At 61.2% G+C, this 16,329-nt stretch carries 16 protein-coding genes; all 16 read left to right on the top strand.

Annotation, left to right across the window (positions count from 1 at the left end; translation table 11 throughout):
* Positions 1–792, top strand: a 792-nt coding sequence (gene dapF / locus PHW99_RS00080) for a diaminopimelate epimerase (RefSeq protein WP_300172498.1), incomplete at its 5' end; no start/stop codon positions are given.
* A 2-nt stretch (positions 793–794) separates the two neighbouring features.
* Positions 795–1,499, top strand: a complete 705-nt coding sequence (locus tag PHW99_RS00075) for a DUF484 family protein (protein ID WP_300172496.1) — start codon at positions 795–797, stop codon at positions 1,497–1,499.
* Between the two features lie 12 nt (positions 1,500–1,511).
* A complete protein-coding gene (locus tag PHW99_RS00070; RefSeq protein WP_300172494.1) occupies positions 1,512–2,492 on the top strand; it encodes a tyrosine recombinase XerC in 981 nt (326 codons plus the stop codon).
* Between the two features lie 34 nt (positions 2,493–2,526).
* Positions 2,527–2,838 carry a hypothetical protein gene (locus PHW99_RS00065; RefSeq protein WP_300172492.1) on the top strand — a complete coding sequence of 104 codons (312 nt, stop codon included), beginning with the start codon at positions 2,527–2,529 and terminating at the stop codon, positions 2,836–2,838.
* Positions 2,839–4,020: a class I SAM-dependent methyltransferase gene (locus PHW99_RS00060; RefSeq protein WP_300172490.1), complete on the top strand. Its 1,182-nt coding sequence runs from the start codon at positions 2,839–2,841 to the stop codon at positions 4,018–4,020.
* A 50-nt stretch (positions 4,021–4,070) separates the two neighbouring features.
* Entirely contained in the window at positions 4,071–5,123 is a 1,053-nt protein-coding gene (locus tag PHW99_RS00055) for a GTP-binding protein (protein ID WP_300172489.1), read from the top strand.
* A 220-nt stretch (positions 5,124–5,343) separates the two neighbouring features.
* A complete protein-coding gene (dksA, locus tag PHW99_RS00050) occupies positions 5,344–6,294 on the top strand; it encodes an RNA polymerase-binding protein DksA (protein WP_300172487.1) in 951 nt (316 codons plus the stop codon).
* Between the two features lie 38 nt (positions 6,295–6,332).
* The gene (locus PHW99_RS00045) at positions 6,333–8,090 is read left to right on the top strand and encodes an STAS domain-containing protein (protein ID WP_300172485.1); all 1,758 of its coding nucleotides are present in this window, start codon (positions 6,333–6,335) and stop codon (positions 8,088–8,090) included.
* 16 nt (positions 8,091–8,106) lie between these two features.
* Complete coding sequence (gene hslV, locus PHW99_RS00040) at positions 8,107–8,652, top strand: ATP-dependent protease subunit HslV (protein ID WP_300172483.1); 546 nt, start codon at positions 8,107–8,109, stop codon at positions 8,650–8,652.
* A 61-nt stretch (positions 8,653–8,713) separates the two neighbouring features.
* Positions 8,714–10,045: an ATP-dependent protease ATPase subunit HslU gene (gene hslU / locus PHW99_RS00035; protein WP_300172481.1), complete on the top strand. Its 1,332-nt coding sequence runs from the start codon at positions 8,714–8,716 to the stop codon at positions 10,043–10,045.
* Positions 10,046–10,338: 293 nt separating this feature from the next.
* A complete protein-coding gene (mraZ, locus tag PHW99_RS00030; RefSeq protein WP_300172662.1) occupies positions 10,339–10,767 on the top strand; it encodes a division/cell wall cluster transcriptional repressor MraZ in 429 nt (142 codons plus the stop codon).
* Between the two features lie 9 nt (positions 10,768–10,776).
* A complete protein-coding gene (gene rsmH / locus PHW99_RS00025) occupies positions 10,777–11,724 on the top strand; it encodes a 16S rRNA (cytosine(1402)-N(4))-methyltransferase RsmH (RefSeq protein ID WP_300172479.1) in 948 nt (315 codons plus the stop codon).
* Positions 11,721–12,053: a cell division protein FtsL gene (gene ftsL / locus PHW99_RS00020; protein ID WP_300172477.1), complete on the top strand. Its 333-nt coding sequence runs from the start codon at positions 11,721–11,723 to the stop codon at positions 12,051–12,053. The genes rsmH and ftsL overlap by 4 nt, the downstream gene beginning before the upstream one ends.
* Entirely contained in the window at positions 12,050–13,783 is a 1,734-nt protein-coding gene (locus PHW99_RS00015; RefSeq protein ID WP_300172475.1) for a penicillin-binding protein 2, read from the top strand. The genes ftsL and PHW99_RS00015 overlap by 4 nt, the downstream gene beginning before the upstream one ends.
* Positions 13,783–15,312 carry a UDP-N-acetylmuramoyl-L-alanyl-D-glutamate--2,6-diaminopimelate ligase gene (locus PHW99_RS00010; RefSeq protein ID WP_300172473.1) on the top strand — a complete coding sequence of 510 codons (1,530 nt, stop codon included), beginning with the start codon at positions 13,783–13,785 and terminating at the stop codon, positions 15,310–15,312. Before PHW99_RS00015 ends, PHW99_RS00010 begins: the two co-directional genes overlap by 1 nt.
* Positions 15,309–16,329, top strand: a 1,021-nt coding sequence (locus PHW99_RS00005) for a Mur ligase family protein (RefSeq protein ID WP_300172471.1), incomplete at its 3' end; no start/stop codon positions are given. The genes PHW99_RS00010 and PHW99_RS00005, both read left to right, overlap by 4 nt.

Below are 16,329 nucleotides of genomic sequence, written 5' to 3'. Positions count from 1 at the left end.
GCGGCGCAATACCGTTTTCTGGCGGACCGTCATTTCGGCGTCGGTGCCGATCAGATCCTGACGGTGCGTTCCTCGCCAGCGCCGGGGGTTGATTTCGCCTATGTCATCCACAATGCGGATGGCAATGAGGTTGAGCACTGCGGCAACGGCGCGCGCTGTTTTCTGAGTTTTGTGCGCCGGCAGGGGCTGACCACCAAGGATCTGGTGACGGTGCAGACCATGAACCGGGTGTTGCAGTTGCAGCGCCAGAAGGATGGCCGTGTCACCGTGGACATGCAGGCACCGGATTTTGAGCTGGCGCGCATCCCGTTTGATTCGACCGGGCTGCAGCCTGTGCCTGCAGGGTCATGGCAGGTCTGGCCGCTGGCTCTGGATGAGTCGCCCCGGGTGGCGACTGTCAATGTCGCGGTGGTGTCCATGGGCAACCCCCATGCCGTGACGCTGGTGGACGATGTGGACAGTGCGCCAGTGTTGACCCGGGGGCCGCTGATCCAGGGCCATAGTGCCTTCCCGCGTGGGGTGAATGTGGGCTTCATGCAGGTGCTGGACCGCGCGCGCATCCGTCTGCGTGTGTACGAGCGCGGCGCTGGTGAAACGCTGGCCTGCGGCACCGGCGCCTGTGCCGCCGTGGTGGCGGGCATCCGGCTTGGGCTGCTGGACGCGTCGGTGGACGTTCTGACCCACGGCGGCACCTTGACCATCACTTGGCAGGGCGGCACCTCCCCGGTGATGTTGACCGGCCCGGCCACCCCGGTGTTTGACGGCGAGATTGACCTACCCAACTCCTTATGACCATGCCTAACACTCCCCATTTACCCAGCGCCATCGGCAGTCCCATCACCGAGGACGACATCGCCAACTACCTGGCCAACACGCCTGACTTTTTTGAACGTCATGCAGAATTGTTGTCCGCGGTACAACTGGCCAGCCCGCACAGCCAGCGGGCGGTGAGCCTGCAGGAGCGGCAGGCCACCTTGCTGCGTGAAAAAATCCGCATGCTGGAACAGCGCATCATGGACATGATCCGCAATGTCAACGACAACATGGCCTTGTCCGACAAGCTGCTGCTGTGGGCGCGCACGCTGTTTCTGCACCACGAGCCAAACACCTTGCCACAACTGATTGCCGACGAAATCGCCAGCCAGTTCGCGGTGCCGCAAGTGGGCATCAAGGTCTGGGGGGTGGCTGCGGCCTATGCCGGACAGGCGTTTGCCCAGGGCGTGAGTGAGGATGCCAAGCTGTTTGCCACCTCGCTGACCGAGCCCTTTTGTGGTGTCAACACCGGGTTGGAGGCCATCAACTGGCTGCCAGACCCCCAGGCGGCAGTGTCGCTGGCGATCTTGCCGCTGCGCCTGTCTCAGTCCAGCGGCGTGACGCCGGCTTTTGGTCTGCTGGTGCTGGCCTCCCCCGATGCCCAGCGCTTCAACAGCACCATGGGCACCGATTTCCTGGCGCGTATTGCTGATCTGGCCAGCGCCGCGCTGTCGCCGCTGCGTTGAGCGGCGGCTGCCATGAACCCGCCACCAGTGTCCGCTGCGGGTATGGCGCCGGAGTTGCCCGCGCTGGTGCAGCGTTATCTGGACCATGTGCGTTTTGACAAACGCCTGGCCGAGCGTACGGTGGTGTTGTACACGCTGGACCTGGAAAAACTCTGTCTCCATGCCGCTGCTGCCGGGGTTGAGCTGCTGCAGGTGCAGCCCGGCCACATCCGGCGCTGGGTGGCACAGATGCACAGCGGGGGGCGCAGTGGCCGCGGCATTGCGCTGATTTTGTCGGGCTGGCGCGGTTTTTACAGCTGGCTGGGTCGCGAGGGGCTGGTGGCCAGCAACCCGGTACTGGACATCCGCGCGCCCAAGGCGGCCAAACCGCTGCCCAAGGCCCTGAGTGTGGATGACGCCGTGCAGCTGGCCAGTTTTCATAACGACCTGGCTGACCCCTGGCTGGAGGCGCGTGATGCCGCCATGGTCGAGTTGCTGTATGGTGGCGGTCTGCGCTTGGCGGAACTGACCGGTCTGGACGTGTTGGCCAGCAGCAGCGCGCGTGGCTGGGTGGATTTGGCAGCCGGTGAGGCCCATGTGCTGGGCAAAGGCAGCAAGTGGCGCATCGTGCCCGTTGGCGCCCAGGCCGTGCAGGCGCTGCGCCACTGGCTGACGCTGCGTGACCAGCGGCTGGCCACGGGTGGGACGGCGCAGGCGGCGCTGTTCATCGGGCGCAACGGCCCCCGACTGTCAGCGCAGGCGATCTGGAAACGCCTGCAGGAACGCAGCCTGCGCGCCGGATTGGCCACCCCGGTGCACCCGCACGTGCTGCGACACTCCTTTGCCAGCCACGTGCTGCAGTCCAGCGCTGACTTGCGCGGCGTGCAGGAACTGCTGGGCCACGCCAACATCAGCACCACCCAGATCTATACCCGGCTGGACTTCGGCCACCTGGCCAAAGCCTACGATGCCGCCCATCCACGCGCCCACCTGAAGTCAAGTGGTTCAAAATAGCGCTCTGTTTCCATTTTTAATCAACGGGTGACCTATGCAAAAGCAAATCAGTGTGGTGTTGGACAAAGGCGTTGAATTCACCTTCCATGTGCCCGAAGGGGTGGCCATGGCGCATGACGCTGCGCGTGCCTGGCTGGACCAGCAGTTCACCGAGCTGGATTGCGAGCCGCTGCGTGCCAGTGGCAAGGTGCTCACCGCCGACAAGATTCTGGTGGTCACCCAGGCTGCTGGTGCCCGCCTGTTGGGGAACGCTGATTGGGCGGCCGGGTATGTGGCAGCAGTCAGCACGGCCTTGGGCAAACCGATGATCCGTGTGGACGTGCCGTCCATGGCGATCACCTACTGAATGAAGAGCATCCGTCTCAAACCGGGCAAAGAGCGCTCACTGCTACGCCGTCATCCCTGGATTTTTGAATCGGCGATTGGCCGTGGGTCGGCGGATGCCGGCGAAACCGTGCGGGTGGAGTCGGCCGAGGGCCAGTTCCTGGCCTGGGCCGCGTTCAGTCCGAATTCGAAGATCCGGGCTCGGGTCTGGAGTTTTGACCAGGCGCAACGCATTGATGCTTCTTTTTTTATAGCTGCATGCGCAGATTCTGTCCGGGCTAGAGGTCGATTTGATATAAAAAGTGACGGCCTGCGGCTGGTTCACGGGGAGGCCGATGGCCTGCCCGGACTGATTGTGGACCGTTATGGTGACACGTTGGTGGCGCAGTTCACCTCGGCTGGGGTGGAGCGCTGGAAAGGCGTGATTGCCGATGCCTTGCTCGCCGCCACGGGTCTGAGTCGGCTTTATGAACGCAGTGATGCCAGCAGTCGCGCGCTGGAAGGTTTGCCCGAAACCACCGGTTGGCTGCGCGGCCAGGGTCCGGTCGAACTGATCCTGAAGGAGCATGACTGGCAACTGGCGGTGAACATTGCCGAGGGGCACAAAACCGGCTTTTATCTGGACCAGCGCGACAGCCGCAAACGGTTCGGTGATTACGCCCGGCGCCTGAAGTTTGAGCGTGTCCTCAACTGTTATTGTTATACCGGGGGCTTCACGGTGGCGGCGCTGATGGGCGGCGCCGAGCAAGTCACTTCGATTGATTCCTCCGGCCCGGCGCTGGCACAGGCCGCCGCCAATGTGGCGCTCAACGGTTTTGCGCCGCAACGCGCTGCCTTCATGGATGCCGATGTGAACGCCTCGCTGCGCCAGTTCGGCGCCGAAGGCCGCACCTTTGACGCCATTGTGCTGGACCCGCCCAAGTTTGCCCCCACGGTGGCGCATGCCGAGCGGGCGGCGCGTGCCTACAAGGACATCAACCGGCTGGCGTTCAAGCTGCTGGAGCCCGGCGGGGTGTTGTTCACCTACAGTTGCTCGGGCGGCATCAGCGCTGATCTGTTTCACAAGATCGTCGCCTCGGCCGGCTGTGACGCTGGGGTGGATGGGTATATCCATGAACGCATGGGTGGCGCGCCAGACCATCCGATGACCATCCATTTCCCGGAAGGGGAATACCTCAAGGGTTTGGTGGTGATGCGTAAATAAACCTTAAGCTTGAGATCGTTACACTCGCTGCCTTCCAATCTGTCTGCACCATGTCTCTTATTCCTGCCACCATCCTCACCGGTTTCCTCGGCTCCGGCAAAACCACGCTCCTGAAGCGGGTGTTGTCAGAAGCCCATGGCCAGAAAATTGCCGTCATTGAAAACGAGTTTGGCGAAGAAAACATTGACAACGACATCCTGGTGACCGAGTCCAAAGAGCAGATCATCCAGATGAGCAACGGCTGCATCTGCTGCACCATCCGCGAAGACCTGCGCGAGGCGCTGCAACTGCTGGCCGCCAAGAAGCGCCAGGGCCTGCTGGACTTTGACCGTGTGGTGATCGAGACCACCGGCGTGGCTGACCCGGGGCCGGTGGCGCAGACGTTTTTCATGGACGACGAGATTGCCGAAAGCTACTTGCTGGACTCGATCCTGACCCTGGTCGATGCCAAACACGCCAACCAGCAGCTTGATGACCGCCAGGAAGCGCGCCGCCAGGTGGGCTTTGCCGACCAGATTTTCATCAGCAAAACCGACCTGGTCAGCGCCGAAGAAACCGACGACCTGATGCATCGCCTCAAACACATGAACCCACGGGCGCCGCAAAAAGCCGTGCATTTCGGCGCCGTGGCCTTGTCGGAAGTGTTCGACCTGCGGGGTTTCAACCTCAACACCAAGCTCGACATCGACCCGGACTTCCTCAAGGAAGAGGACCATGCTCACGACAGTCATGAACATCATGACCACGCGCCGGGCGAAACCTGCAACCACCCATCGCACCAGCATGGCCACCATCATCACCATGATGACGATGTCAAAAGTTTTGTCTTCCGCTCAGACCGGGCCTTCGACCCGGCCAAGCTGGAGGATTTTCTGGGTGCGGTGGTCAATATTTATGGCCCGCGCATGTTGCGTTACAAAGGGGTTCTGTACATGCAGGGCACCGATCGCAAGGTGATTTTCCAGGGTGTCCACCAGCTGATGGGCAGTGATCTGGGTCCGGCCTGGGGCAAGGATGAGAAGCCTTGCAGCAAAATGGTCTTCATCGGCATTGACTTGCCTCAAGATATTTTCCTGCAGGGGATGGAGAAAAGCCTTGTGTGAGCCGATCTTTTAACCCTGAACAGGATGGCAGATGTTTGTCTCGCTTTTGCAACTGATGGGATTTCCAACAGCCAAACCGGTACACTCGCGCGCCGATGAAAAAGCCGTGCCCAGTGCATCCAAGCCAAAGACCGCCGCTGTCAAAGCGTTGACGGCGGCTCCGAAAGCATCACCAGTACAGGAAAAACCTGCCAGGAGGTCGTCAGTGAAAGCGTCAGCCGTGAAACCGAAAGCAGCCGCTACCAAAGTGGTTGTGGCCATCAAGCCTGTCAAACCTGCCCGGCCTGCGAAAGCCGTACCCGCTGCCAAACCTGAGCCTCAATCCAAATCTGTGAGCAAGCCGGTGGCCAAAGTGGCTACCAAAAGCCAGCCTGCTGCCAAGGTCGAGAAGGCCACCAAGGTGAAGCCGGTGGCCAAGGCGGCAACCGTGAGCAACCCCCCCGTTCCCCCTATTTCCAAAAAGAAGTCTGAATCAGTGAGCACCAACGTTACAACCGAATCCGTGGCCAAATCCGACAAATCTGCCAAGCCGGTCGATGTGGCACCTGCCCTGTCGCCGCTGGGTGTGCCCGTGCGCTCGGGGCGTCCTTCGTCCCGTCTGGCACAACTGACGGTTCCTTCCATGGCGCAGGCTGTGGCCTCCACCGCCGCCAAAGCCAGTTTCACCCAGATGACAACGGTTCAGCCCATCGTCTCGCCGTTGGCCTCGGCCATCAAGAAAGACCCGAAGCTGGCCAATAACTGGAAGACCAAGGCAGTGGCTGACCTCACTGATGCCGAAGTGATTGCCATGTCGGATGACGACTACATGAATGACACCCAGCTGGCGTTTTTCCGCCTGCGTCTGGTGACACTCAAGAATGACATTCTCAACAGCGCCGGTGAAACCACCGAACATTTGCGGGAAGACACCGTGGTGGTGCCTGATCCAGCGGATCGTGCCACGATTGAGGAAGAGCACGCGCTGGAGTTGCGCACGCGGGACCGCGAAAGAAAATTGTTGAAAAAGATCGAGCAGTCCATCAATCGCATCGACGCCGGGGACTACGGTTATTGTGATGAAACAGGGGAGCCCATCGGCGTGGGGCGTTTGTTGGCGCGGCCAACTGCCACACTGTCACTTGAAGCGCAGCAACGCCGGGAACTCAAGCAGAAGATGTTTGGCGACTGATTGATCAGGCATGGTGGTGTTGAACGCAATTGGCTTTTATGGCGACCAAAGACACTAGTTCCGGCTTGTTATCCAAGGTTGTCAAGTTTGTTCGTCATCCCACGACGGACTGGGCCGAGCTTGACAAAGGCAAGTCCGAACCGGCAGGTACGGCGGGCAAACAGGCGTTCAAGGACATGTTGTTGCGCAAGCGGCACAATGACTCGGTGCGCCAGCGCGAGTTTGACCAATTGCGCAAATTGCGTCGAACTTCCCCGGTGGTGCCGCGGGATCAAATTGAGAACACCTCGCTTTTCCGCGGCAGTACCGATTACTCCGATCTGGATGAGCGGGCCATGACGCTCAAGAAGATCGACGAGATTGAAGCCCAGATGTCCAAGCAATGGTGGAAAGGGCGTCCAACCGCTGCGCCAGCGCAAGCCCGCCCGGCCGAATCCGGCCCCGACAACTTCCGCCGGACGGCGGCACCCAAGGAGGCGAGCACCGGCTCCGACAACCAAAGCACCTTTGCCACCACCCAATTGTCTGATCTGGTCGACGGCATGGATGATGCGCCGACCCAGATGGGTGTGCCTTCCGGCTCCGATTTCCTGGCACCGGGTCATGCGCCGGCAGACACGTCGGCCGCGCCGCGCAGTGTGTTTTCGGACGCCGGCAGCAGTGCTTTCCGGATGTCTTCCCTGCTGTCGGTCGACATGGGTGAGGGGCATTCGGACCCGGAACTGGAAGAAGCCGCCATCCGGTTTGCCAATGCCGATGACGCCGGCGCGGAGGCCGCTTTGCGTACGGCGTTGCAGCGTTCGGACGTTTCACTGGAGTCTTCGGAAGCCTGGGCCGGGGCGTTGCTGGATTTTTATCGCTGCACGGGTCAGCAAGCCAATTTTGAGCGCTCTGCCATTGAATATGCCCAGCGTTTCGGCCGCTCGGCTCCCGCCTGGTTTTCGACGCCCCAACAACTGGGACTGCGTGCCGGAGGCGCCCAACGCCCCAGCAGTGGTGGCGTGAACAAGGGGCGGAAAAATGCCTGGGTGTGCCCGGCAGAACTCACCGAGGTCGATGTGGCGCGGCTGCGCGAACTCGTCTCGCCGTCAGCGGGGTCGTGGTGCCTGGATTGGCGCGCGCTGAGATCCATCAGCTCTGCGGCGGCGCCGGGACTGGCTGATTTGTTTGTGCAGTGGTGCACCCAAGCGCTGCGTTTGCAAATTGAAGGGGCCGAGCACCTGCAGCAGGTTCTGCAGGGTTACACCCCGACCGGGGATAACCAGGTCGATGAAGGCTGGTGGCGGTTGCGACTGGAATGCCTGCGTGTGCTGCATTTGCCCGATGAGTTTGATCTGGTGGCCCTGGATTACTGTGTCACCTACGAAGTCTCTCCGCCGTCCTGGCAGGAGGTCCGCTGTGAACGGGTGATGACGTCGCAGCCAGACGCGGCGGACGTGATGACGGATAACCCGCCAGAGGAGGCGAACCTGGTGTCTTTGAACCAGGCGGTGCGGTTGGTTTCTGGCGCCGCGTCAGGCAGCCAGATCGAGCTTTGTGGCGAGGTGTTGGGGGATATTTTCAATGCCCTGACGCCGCTGCAACAGGCAGCCCAGCATGATGGGGTGCTGACGGTGTCCTGCGCGCGACTGATTCGGGTGGATTTCTCGGCCGCCGGCAGCATTCTGAACTGGGCCGCCAATGTGGAGTCGCAGGGCGGGCGCATCGATTTTCGGGATGTGCCACGACTGGTGGCAGCGTTTTTTAATCTGATTGGTATCAATGAACACGCGCGCATCATGGCGCGGTTCAACTAGGACTTTCTTGAGCGGCATGGAACAATTTCACGGAACCACCATCATCAGTGTGCGGCGGCAGACGCCCGACGGTATGCAGGTGGCGATTGGCGGCGACGGACAGGTCACGCTGGGTAATATTGTGGTCAAGGGGACGGCGCGCAAGGTGCGCAAGCTCTACCACGGTAAGGTGCTGGCTGGTTTTGCTGGTGCCACGGCGGACGCCTTCACCCTGTTCGAGCGTTTTGAGGCCAAGCTGGAAAAGCACCAGGGCCATCTGGTGCGCGCGGCCATTGAACTGACCAAGGACTGGCGCACCGACCGGGTGTTACGTCGCCTGGAAGCCATGCTGGCGGTGGCGGACGCCTCTGCCTCGCTGATCATCACTGGCAATGGTGACGTGCTGGAGCCGGAAAACGGCATTGTGGCGATTGGCTCAGGTGGGGCTTATGCCCAGGCTGCGGCGATGGCGCTGCTCAACCACACCGACCTGTCGGCGACAGACATGGTCAGAAAATCGCTTGAAATTGCCGGTGAGATCTGCATCTACACCAACATGAATCACACCATAGAAACGCTGTAGTCCCACCAGGACTGCCCTGACGGTTGATCCGGATCCACGCTGCTTCCCGCAGACTCAAGTCATGTCTTCTCTTACACCACAACAAATCGTCGCTGAGCTGGATAAACACATTGTTGGCCAGCAGGAAGCCAAAAGGGCGGTGGCCATCGCCCTGCGTAATCGTTGGCGCCGTCAGCAGGTTGCCTCCGACCTGCGTGGCGAGATCACCCCCAAAAACATTCTGATGATCGGCCCGACCGGCGTTGGTAAAACCGAGATCGCCCGCCGGTTGGCGCGCCTGGCAGATGCACCGTTCATCAAGGTGGAAGCGACCAAGTTCACCGAGGTTGGCTATGTGGGCAAGGATGTTGATGCCATCATTCGCGATCTGGCCGAAGTGGCGGTGAAACAAACCCGGCAGGCCGAGCAGCAAAAAGTGCGGGCCCGCGCCGAAGATGCGGCTGAAGACCGTGTGCTGGACATCCTGATTCCGATGCCGCGTCAGGAATTTGGTGTGGTACCTGGTCAGGAGCCCGAGAGCACAGCGCGCCAGACTTTCCGCAAGAAGCTGCGCGAAGGCCAGCTCAATGACCGCGAGATTGAGATTGACGTCGCACAGACCGCGCCACAGCTTGAAATCATGGGCCCTGCCGGCATGGAAGAAATGACCGAACAATTGCGCAGCATGTTTGGTCAATTCAACCAGTCCAAAAAACAGACCCGCAAGCTGAGGATTGGTGAAGCCCTCAAGCTGCTGGCCGATGAGGAGGCCGCCAAACTGGTGAATGATGATGACATCAAGACTCAGGCGCTGCAGATGCTGGAGCAAAATGGCATCGTGTTCATCGACGAGATTGACAAGGTGACTTCGCGCTCGGAAGGCAGCGGTGCTGACGTGTCGCGTCAGGGTGTCCAGCGAGATTTGTTGCCGCTGGTGGAAGGCACCACCGTGTCCACCAAATACGGCATGGTCAAAACCGACCACATCCTGTTCATCGCCTCGGGCGCCTTCCATTTGAGCAAGCCCAGTGACCTGATTCCCGAGCTGCAGGGGCGCTTTCCGATCCGGGTGGAACTGCAGTCGCTGTCGGTGCAGGATTTTGTGGCTATCCTGACGCAGACCCACGCGTCGTTGGTCAAACAATACCAGGCCCTGCTGGCGACCGAACAGGTGAATATTGAATTCACCGATGAAGGCATCACGCGTTTGGCACAAATTGCCTTTGACGTGAATGAGCGTACTGAAAATATTGGTGCGCGCAGGTTATCCACGGTGATGGAGCGCCTGCTTGATGATGTCAGTTTCAACGCCAGCCATCTGACGGGTCAGACCGTGCGGGTCGATGCGAGTTATGTCGAGTCGCGTCTGGCCGAGCTCAGTCAGAACGAAGACCTCAGCCGCTACATCCTGTAGCTTCCCCTTGGGGGCGGGCCATGCCGGTGATGCCACATTTTGTGGATGAGGGTGTTTCTATTATCCTCACACATCACTTTCAGTGCATACGCTAAGTGCTTAATTTAGAACGATTTTGTCTTTTTGAAACCTTCAAAATCGCGCCTAAGTCCTTGATTTCATTGTAAAAAATTGTTGTTGAACTGTTTGCGGGTGGCCATTTTGCTGCTACAGTGCAAAAAAGTGCAATTTAGTGGTGAAAAGTGCCTTTTTTGCATTTCCAGTGCCAATTCATCAAACAAAGGTTTTTGCAAGTGTTCCAAGGGGCTTCCTCATTGAGTCTGGATGCAAAGGGTCGGCTATCTGTGCCGACCCGGCATCGTGACGTCTTGAGTGCCACCGCTGGCGGTCAGCTGACCATCACCAAACACCCCCATGGCTGCCTGATGATTTTTGCCCGCCCCGAGTGGGAAAAATTCCGTGAACGCATCGCCTCGTTGCCGATGTCGGCCCAATGGTGGAAGCGGATTTTTCTGGGCAATGCCATGGATGTGGAAATGGATGGTACCGGTCGAGTGCTGGTCTCGCCCGAGCTGCGCGCTGCCGCAGGTATCACCAAAGAGTCGGTCTTGCTGGGGATGGGCAGTTATTTTGAGTTGTGGGACAGGGCCACTTACGACGCGCAGGAAGCCCAGGCCATGCAGGGAGCCATGCCTGATGTCTTCAAGGACTTCTCTTTCTGAAGGCTGGCGGTGGAAAACGCATGGACACACACCACCGTGCTGTTGAACGAAGCGGTCGACGCTTTGCTTGGCGCACCTGATACCACGACGGATGGCACGTCAAACCCCGTGTTTGTGGATGCCACCTTCGGGCGTGGCGGGCACAGCCGCCTCATCCTGTCCCGCATGGCGCTCTCAGCCCGGTTGGTGGCGTTCGACAAGGACCCCGATGCACTGATTGAGGCGGCGCGGATCACCGATCCCCGCTTTTCGATCCGGCACCAGGGTTTCAGCCATCTGGGTGAGCTGCCTGAGGCCAGTGTGGCAGGTGTGCTGCTCGATTTGGGGATCAGTTCCCCGCAGATTGACAACCCGGCGCGGGGCTTCAGTTTCAGGTTTGAGGGGCCTCTGGACATGCGCATGGACACCACGCGCGGGCAGAGTGTGGCGCAATGGTTGGCCCACGCCGAGGTGGATCAGATGACGGAGGTGATACGTGAATATGGCGAAGAACGGTTTGCTGGCCCCATTGCAAAGGCGATTGCTGCGCGCCGACAGGCTCGGGGCCCCATTACAACCACCACTGAATTGGCCCAGCTCGTGGCTGACACGGTCAAAACCCGCGAGCCGGGCCAGAATCCTGCAACGCGCACATTTCAGGCTTTTCGGATTTTCATCAATGCCGAGCTTGAAGAGCTGCAACAGGCGTTAGCCGCTGCGCTCAAGGTGTTGCGGCCCGGCGGGCGGCTGGTGGTGATCAGTTTTCACTCCCTGGAAGATCGCATTGTCAAGCAGTTCATTGCCAAACATGCCAAGGAGGTGTATGACCGCCGCGCGCCTTTTGCCGTGCCACAGGCCATGCAACTGACGGCCCTGGGGCGTATCAAGCCCAGTGCTGCCGAGGTCGCGGGTAATCCGCGGGCGCGCAGCGCCGTGATGCGGGTGGCCGAGCGCACCCATGCGAAGGTGGCATCATGATGCGCCTGAATCTGGTGTTGCTGCTGGGGGTGCTGCTCAGTGCGCTTTATCTCGTCAATGTGCAGTATGAGTCGCGGCACTTGTACTCCGAGCTGGACCGCGCCCGGGCACAGGCGCACAAGCTGGACGTTGAGAAAGAACGCCTGCTGGTGGAAAAGCGTGCCCAGGCGACGTCGGCACGTGTTGAGCAACTGGCTAAATCGCGCCTGCAAATGCGTGCCGCCAACCCAGCCATCACCACCTATGTCAGCTACACCCCGGATGCGGTCGACGCAACGACAGAATCAGCCGCACGGCGCAATCCCCAGACCAATGGGCGGGTCCAATGAGCCGCAGCATTGCCTACACCTCCAGCCCCTTGCTGGCCAGTCCCACCCCGGTGTGGCGCAGCAAGTTCATCGTGGCGGCCATCGCGCTGGCCTTTGCAGGACTGGCCGGGCGGGCGGTGTACATCCAGGTCATCGAGAATGATTTTTTCCAGCGGCAGGGTGAGGTGCGTTATGCCCGCACGCTGGAGTTGCCGGCCAACCGGGGGCGGATCCTCGATCGCAACGGGGTCATTCTGGCCTCCAGCATTCCGGTGCCCAGCATCTGGGCCATCCCGGAAGACGTGGACCGCGACCCGGCCAACCTGAAAAAGCTGGCCACTTTGCTGGGAATGTCGCTGGTCGAGCTGAACAAGAAACTCGAAGATGAGGACAAGAGTTTTGTCTGGCTCAGGCGCCAGGTGGACGAATCAGTGTGGCGGGACATTGAAGCGCTGAAAATCAGGGGTGTTTACCAGCGCAAGGAGTACAAACGTCAATACCCGGAAGGCGAAGCAGCTGCCCATGTGGTGGGCTTCACCAATGTGGAAGACAAGGGGCAGGAAGGGGTTGAACTGGCGTTCAACAAGGACTTGGGTGGGCGTCATGGTTCCCGGCGGGTGATCAAGGACCGGATGGGGCGTGTGGTGGAAGACGTGGGGGAGCAGATCGCCCCGGTGGACGGACGTGACCTGCAGCTCAGCATTGACAGCAAGGTCCAGTTTTTTGCCTACCAGACCCTCAAGGATGCGGTGCAGCTGCACAAGGCCAAAGCCGGCAGCGTGGTGGTGCTGGATGTGCAGACCGGCGAGGTGCTGGCGCTGGCCAATTACCCCAGTTATGTGCCGGACAAGCGCCAGAACCTCAGTGGTGCGCAGTTGCGCAACCGGGCCTTGACTGACACCTTTGAGCCGGGTTCCACCATGAAGCCTTTTGTCATCGGGCTGGCCTTGAACACCGGCCGGGTGACACCGGAGACACCGATCCAGACGGCGCCGGGGCGCATGACCATCGGCAGCGCCACCATTTCCGACTCGCACGCCCATGGTGTGCTGAGCGTGACGGAAGTGATCCAGAAATCCAGCAACATCGGCACCGCCAAGATTGCCCTGCAAATGCCCGCGCGCGAGATGTGGGAGCTCTACAGCAATGTCGGGTTTGGCCAGAAGCCGCAAGTGCCTTTTCCGGGGGCGGTCAGCGGCCGGCTGCGGCCTTACAAAAGCTGGCGTCCGATTGAACAGGCCACCATGAGTTACGGCTACGGGGTGTCCGTGAGCCTGATGCAGCTGGCGCGGGCCTACACCGTGTTTGGCCGGGATGGTGATGTGGCGCCCTTGTCCATGCTCAAGGTCACTGGCCCGGTGAAGGGGGTGCAGGTCTTGCAGGGCAAGGTGGCGCAGGATGTGCGTCACATGTTGCATCTGGTGACGGGGCCGGGGGGCACAGCGCCCAAGGCCCAGACCATGGGGTACTCGGTGGGAGGCAAAACCGGCACGGCCCACAAGGTCGAAGGCCGGGGTTACGCTGACAAGAAATACCGGGGGGTGTTTGCCGGGCTGGCACCGATCGACAATCCACGCATTGCCGTTGCCGTGATGATTGATGAGCCCAGCAACGGCAAGTATTTTGGTGGTGACACGGCGGCTCCGGTGTTCAGCCAGACGGTGCAACAGACGCTGCGGGTGCTTGGGATTGCGCCCGACATGACGGTCAAGCCCCAGGTGGTGACCGACGCCGTGGAGGAGAGTTTCTGATGCAGTTGCTGCACACCCCTCAGGAGGCGGCACGCTGGCTGCAGGTGCGCGTCACCGGGACGCTGCGCACCGACAGCCGCCTGGTGCAAGCCGGTGACGGTTTTCTGGCCTGGCCCGGGGCCGCGGTGGATGCTCGCGCGCATGTGGCATCGGCGCTGACGCGTGGTGCCGTGGCCTGCCTGGTCGAACAGGAGGGGGTGCAGCGTTTTGCCCTGGACGATCCGCGCATCGCTGCTTACCACGGGCTCAAGGCCGCCAGCGGTCCGGTGGCCAGTGCCTATTTCCAGGAACCCAGCCGACGGCTGAATGTCCTGGCGCTCACCGGCACCAATGGCAAAACATCCAGCGCCTGGTGGTTGGCGCAATCGCTATCAAATTTGAAGCAAAATAGGTCCATTCCGTGCGGGCTGGTGGGTACTTTGGGCATCGGTACTCCGCCAGAATTGGTGCCTACCGGGCTGACCACGCCAGACCCGGTGGCGTTGCAGGCGGCGTTTGCGAAGTTTGTCGCCGACGGTGTGCAGGCCTGTGCCATCGAGGCCTCGTCGATTGGCATTGAGGAACACCGGCTGGATGGGACACACATCCATACCGCCCTGCTGACCAACGTGACCCAGGACCATCTGGACTATCACGGCAGCATGGATGCTTACTGGCAGGCCAAAACCCGGCTGTTCGCTTGGCCAGATCTGCGTGCGGCGGTCATCAATGTGGACGATGCCCACGGGGCGACACTGGCGACCGAGCTGGCGGCGCACAAGAATGGTGAGGGGCTGGACCTCTGGACCGTGTCGATGTTGGCGTCCCCGAACAACCGGGCGCGGCTACAGGCCCGGTCGATTGTCCATGACAGTGCCGGTGTCCGTTTTACCGTGGCAGAGGGAGCCCAGTGCGTTGATTTGGCCACCCGGCTGATTGGTGACTACAACGTGGCCAACCTGCTGGGGGTGATTGCCGCTATGCGCTCTGTCGGCGTGCCGCTGGCCGATGCGGTCCAGGCTTGCACCAGCTTGACCCCGGTGCCTGGCCGCATGGAATGCCTCAGCCGGCCCGGGCAGCCGCTGGTGGCGGTGGACTATGCGCATACCCCCGATGCCCTGGCCAAGGCGCTGGATGCCCTGCGGCCGCTGGCACAGCAGCGCGGCGGGCAACTCTGGTGTGTGTTTGGTTGTGGTGGTGATCGGGATACGTCCAAGCGGCCACTGATGGGGGCCATTGCCGCAGGGCATGCGGACCGGGTGGTGGTGACCAGCGACAACCCGCGCAGCGAAGCCATGGACAGCATCATCAGCCAGATTCTGTTGGGGTTGACCGGTGTCTCGGGCGTGGTGGTGGAGCCGGATCGTGGCTTGGCCATTGTCCGCACACTGGCCCAGGCAGCGTCGAATGACGTGGTGCTGGTGGCAGGCAAGGGGCATGAGGATTACCAGGAAATTGCCGGCCAGCGTCTGCACTTTTCGGATGTGGAGCAGGTACGTCTGGCCCTGGCGCAGCTTGGTCAACCGGGACCACAGGAGACAGCGACATGAACGCCCCGATGACCTTGGCACAAGTGGCGGCCTGGCTTGATCAGGCGGTACCGGTTGGACTTGAGGATGGTCAAACCGTGGCCCTCACCCGGGTGCATACCGATACCCGCAGCATCGAACCTGGCGATCTGTTTGTCGCCTTGCGTGGTGAGCGTTTTGATGCCAATGACTTCATTGCCGAGGCCTGCGCCAAAGGGGCCGTGGCGGTCATCGGACAAGGTGATGGGGCCGTTCGCCAGCTCACCCAGGCCGGTGTGCCCGGGTTGGTGGTCCCCGATGCGCGGCTGGCGTTGGCGCAACTGGCCACACACTACCGTGCGCAGTTCAGCCTGCCGCTGATTGCTGTCACCGGCAGCAACGGCAAGACCACGGTGACGCAAATGATCGCGTCCATTCTGCGCATCTTCAAGGGCGCTGCGGCGCTGGCGACCCAGGGTAACCTGAACAACGACATTGGGGTGCCGTTGACGCTGCTGCGCCTGACCCCAGCGCATCAGGTGGCCGTGGTGGAGCTTGGTATGAACCATCCGGGGGAAATTGCCTCCCTGGCGGCGATGGCCCAGCCCACGGTGGCCCTGGTCAATAACGCCCAGCGCGAACACCTGGAATTCATGCAGACGGTGGCCGCGGTGGCGCATGAAAACGGCTCGGTCATCCAGGCCTTGCCGGCTGACGGGGTGGCGGTGTTCCCCGCTGACGACGCCTTCAGCGCTGTGTGGTCTGATCTGGCGGGGGTGCGCCGGGTACTGCGTTTTGCCGCGACGGCGCAGGCCGGGGCCGACGTGTTTGCCGTGCAGGCCAACTGGTCGGGGGGCGCCTGGCGGGTCAGTGCGGCCACGCCAGCGGGTGAATTGCATTACACCTTGCACATTGCCGGTGCACACAATGTCAAGAATTCTCTGGCGGCCCTGAGCTGCGCCCTGGCCGCAGGTGTACCTCCGGCGCTGATTGCCCAGGGTTTGAGCGCGTTTGAGCCGGTCAAGGGGCGCAGCCGGGCATGGCAGCTGGTCCATCAGG

The organism is Rhodoferax sp., assembly GCF_028689305.1.
Classification (GTDB): Bacteria; Pseudomonadota; Gammaproteobacteria; order Burkholderiales; family Burkholderiaceae_C; genus Rhodoferax.
Note: the sequence above shows the minus strand (reverse complement) of the source record. Positions and strands in the feature narration are given on the sequence as shown.

What these genes read in the sequence shown, in the direction of transcription:
- PHW99_RS00075 (WP_300172496.1), top strand. Translation starts at nt 795, where the DNA reads ATGCCTAACACTCCCCATTTACCCAGCGCCATCGGCAGTCCCATCACC.
- PHW99_RS00070 (WP_300172494.1), top strand. Translation starts at nt 1,512, where the DNA reads ATGAACCCGCCACCAGTGTCCGCTGCGGGTATGGCGCCGGAGTTGCCC.
- PHW99_RS00065 (WP_300172492.1), top strand. Translation starts at nt 2,527, where the DNA reads ATGCAAAAGCAAATCAGTGTGGTGTTGGACAAAGGCGTTGAATTCACC.
- PHW99_RS00060 (WP_300172490.1), top strand. Translation starts at nt 2,839, where the DNA reads ATGAAGAGCATCCGTCTCAAACCGGGCAAAGAGCGCTCACTGCTACGC.
- PHW99_RS00055 (WP_300172489.1), top strand. Translation starts at nt 4,071, where the DNA reads ATGTCTCTTATTCCTGCCACCATCCTCACCGGTTTCCTCGGCTCCGGC.
- PHW99_RS00045 (WP_300172485.1), top strand. Translation starts at nt 6,333, where the DNA reads ATGGCGACCAAAGACACTAGTTCCGGCTTGTTATCCAAGGTTGTCAAG.
- hslV (WP_300172483.1), top strand. Translation starts at nt 8,107, where the DNA reads ATGGAACAATTTCACGGAACCACCATCATCAGTGTGCGGCGGCAGACG.
- hslU (WP_300172481.1), top strand. Translation starts at nt 8,714, where the DNA reads ATGTCTTCTCTTACACCACAACAAATCGTCGCTGAGCTGGATAAACAC.
- ftsL (WP_300172477.1), top strand. Translation starts at nt 11,721, where the DNA reads ATGATGCGCCTGAATCTGGTGTTGCTGCTGGGGGTGCTGCTCAGTGCG.
- PHW99_RS00015 (WP_300172475.1), top strand. Translation starts at nt 12,050, where the DNA reads ATGAGCCGCAGCATTGCCTACACCTCCAGCCCCTTGCTGGCCAGTCCC.
- PHW99_RS00010 (WP_300172473.1), top strand. Translation starts at nt 13,783, where the DNA reads ATGCAGTTGCTGCACACCCCTCAGGAGGCGGCACGCTGGCTGCAGGTG.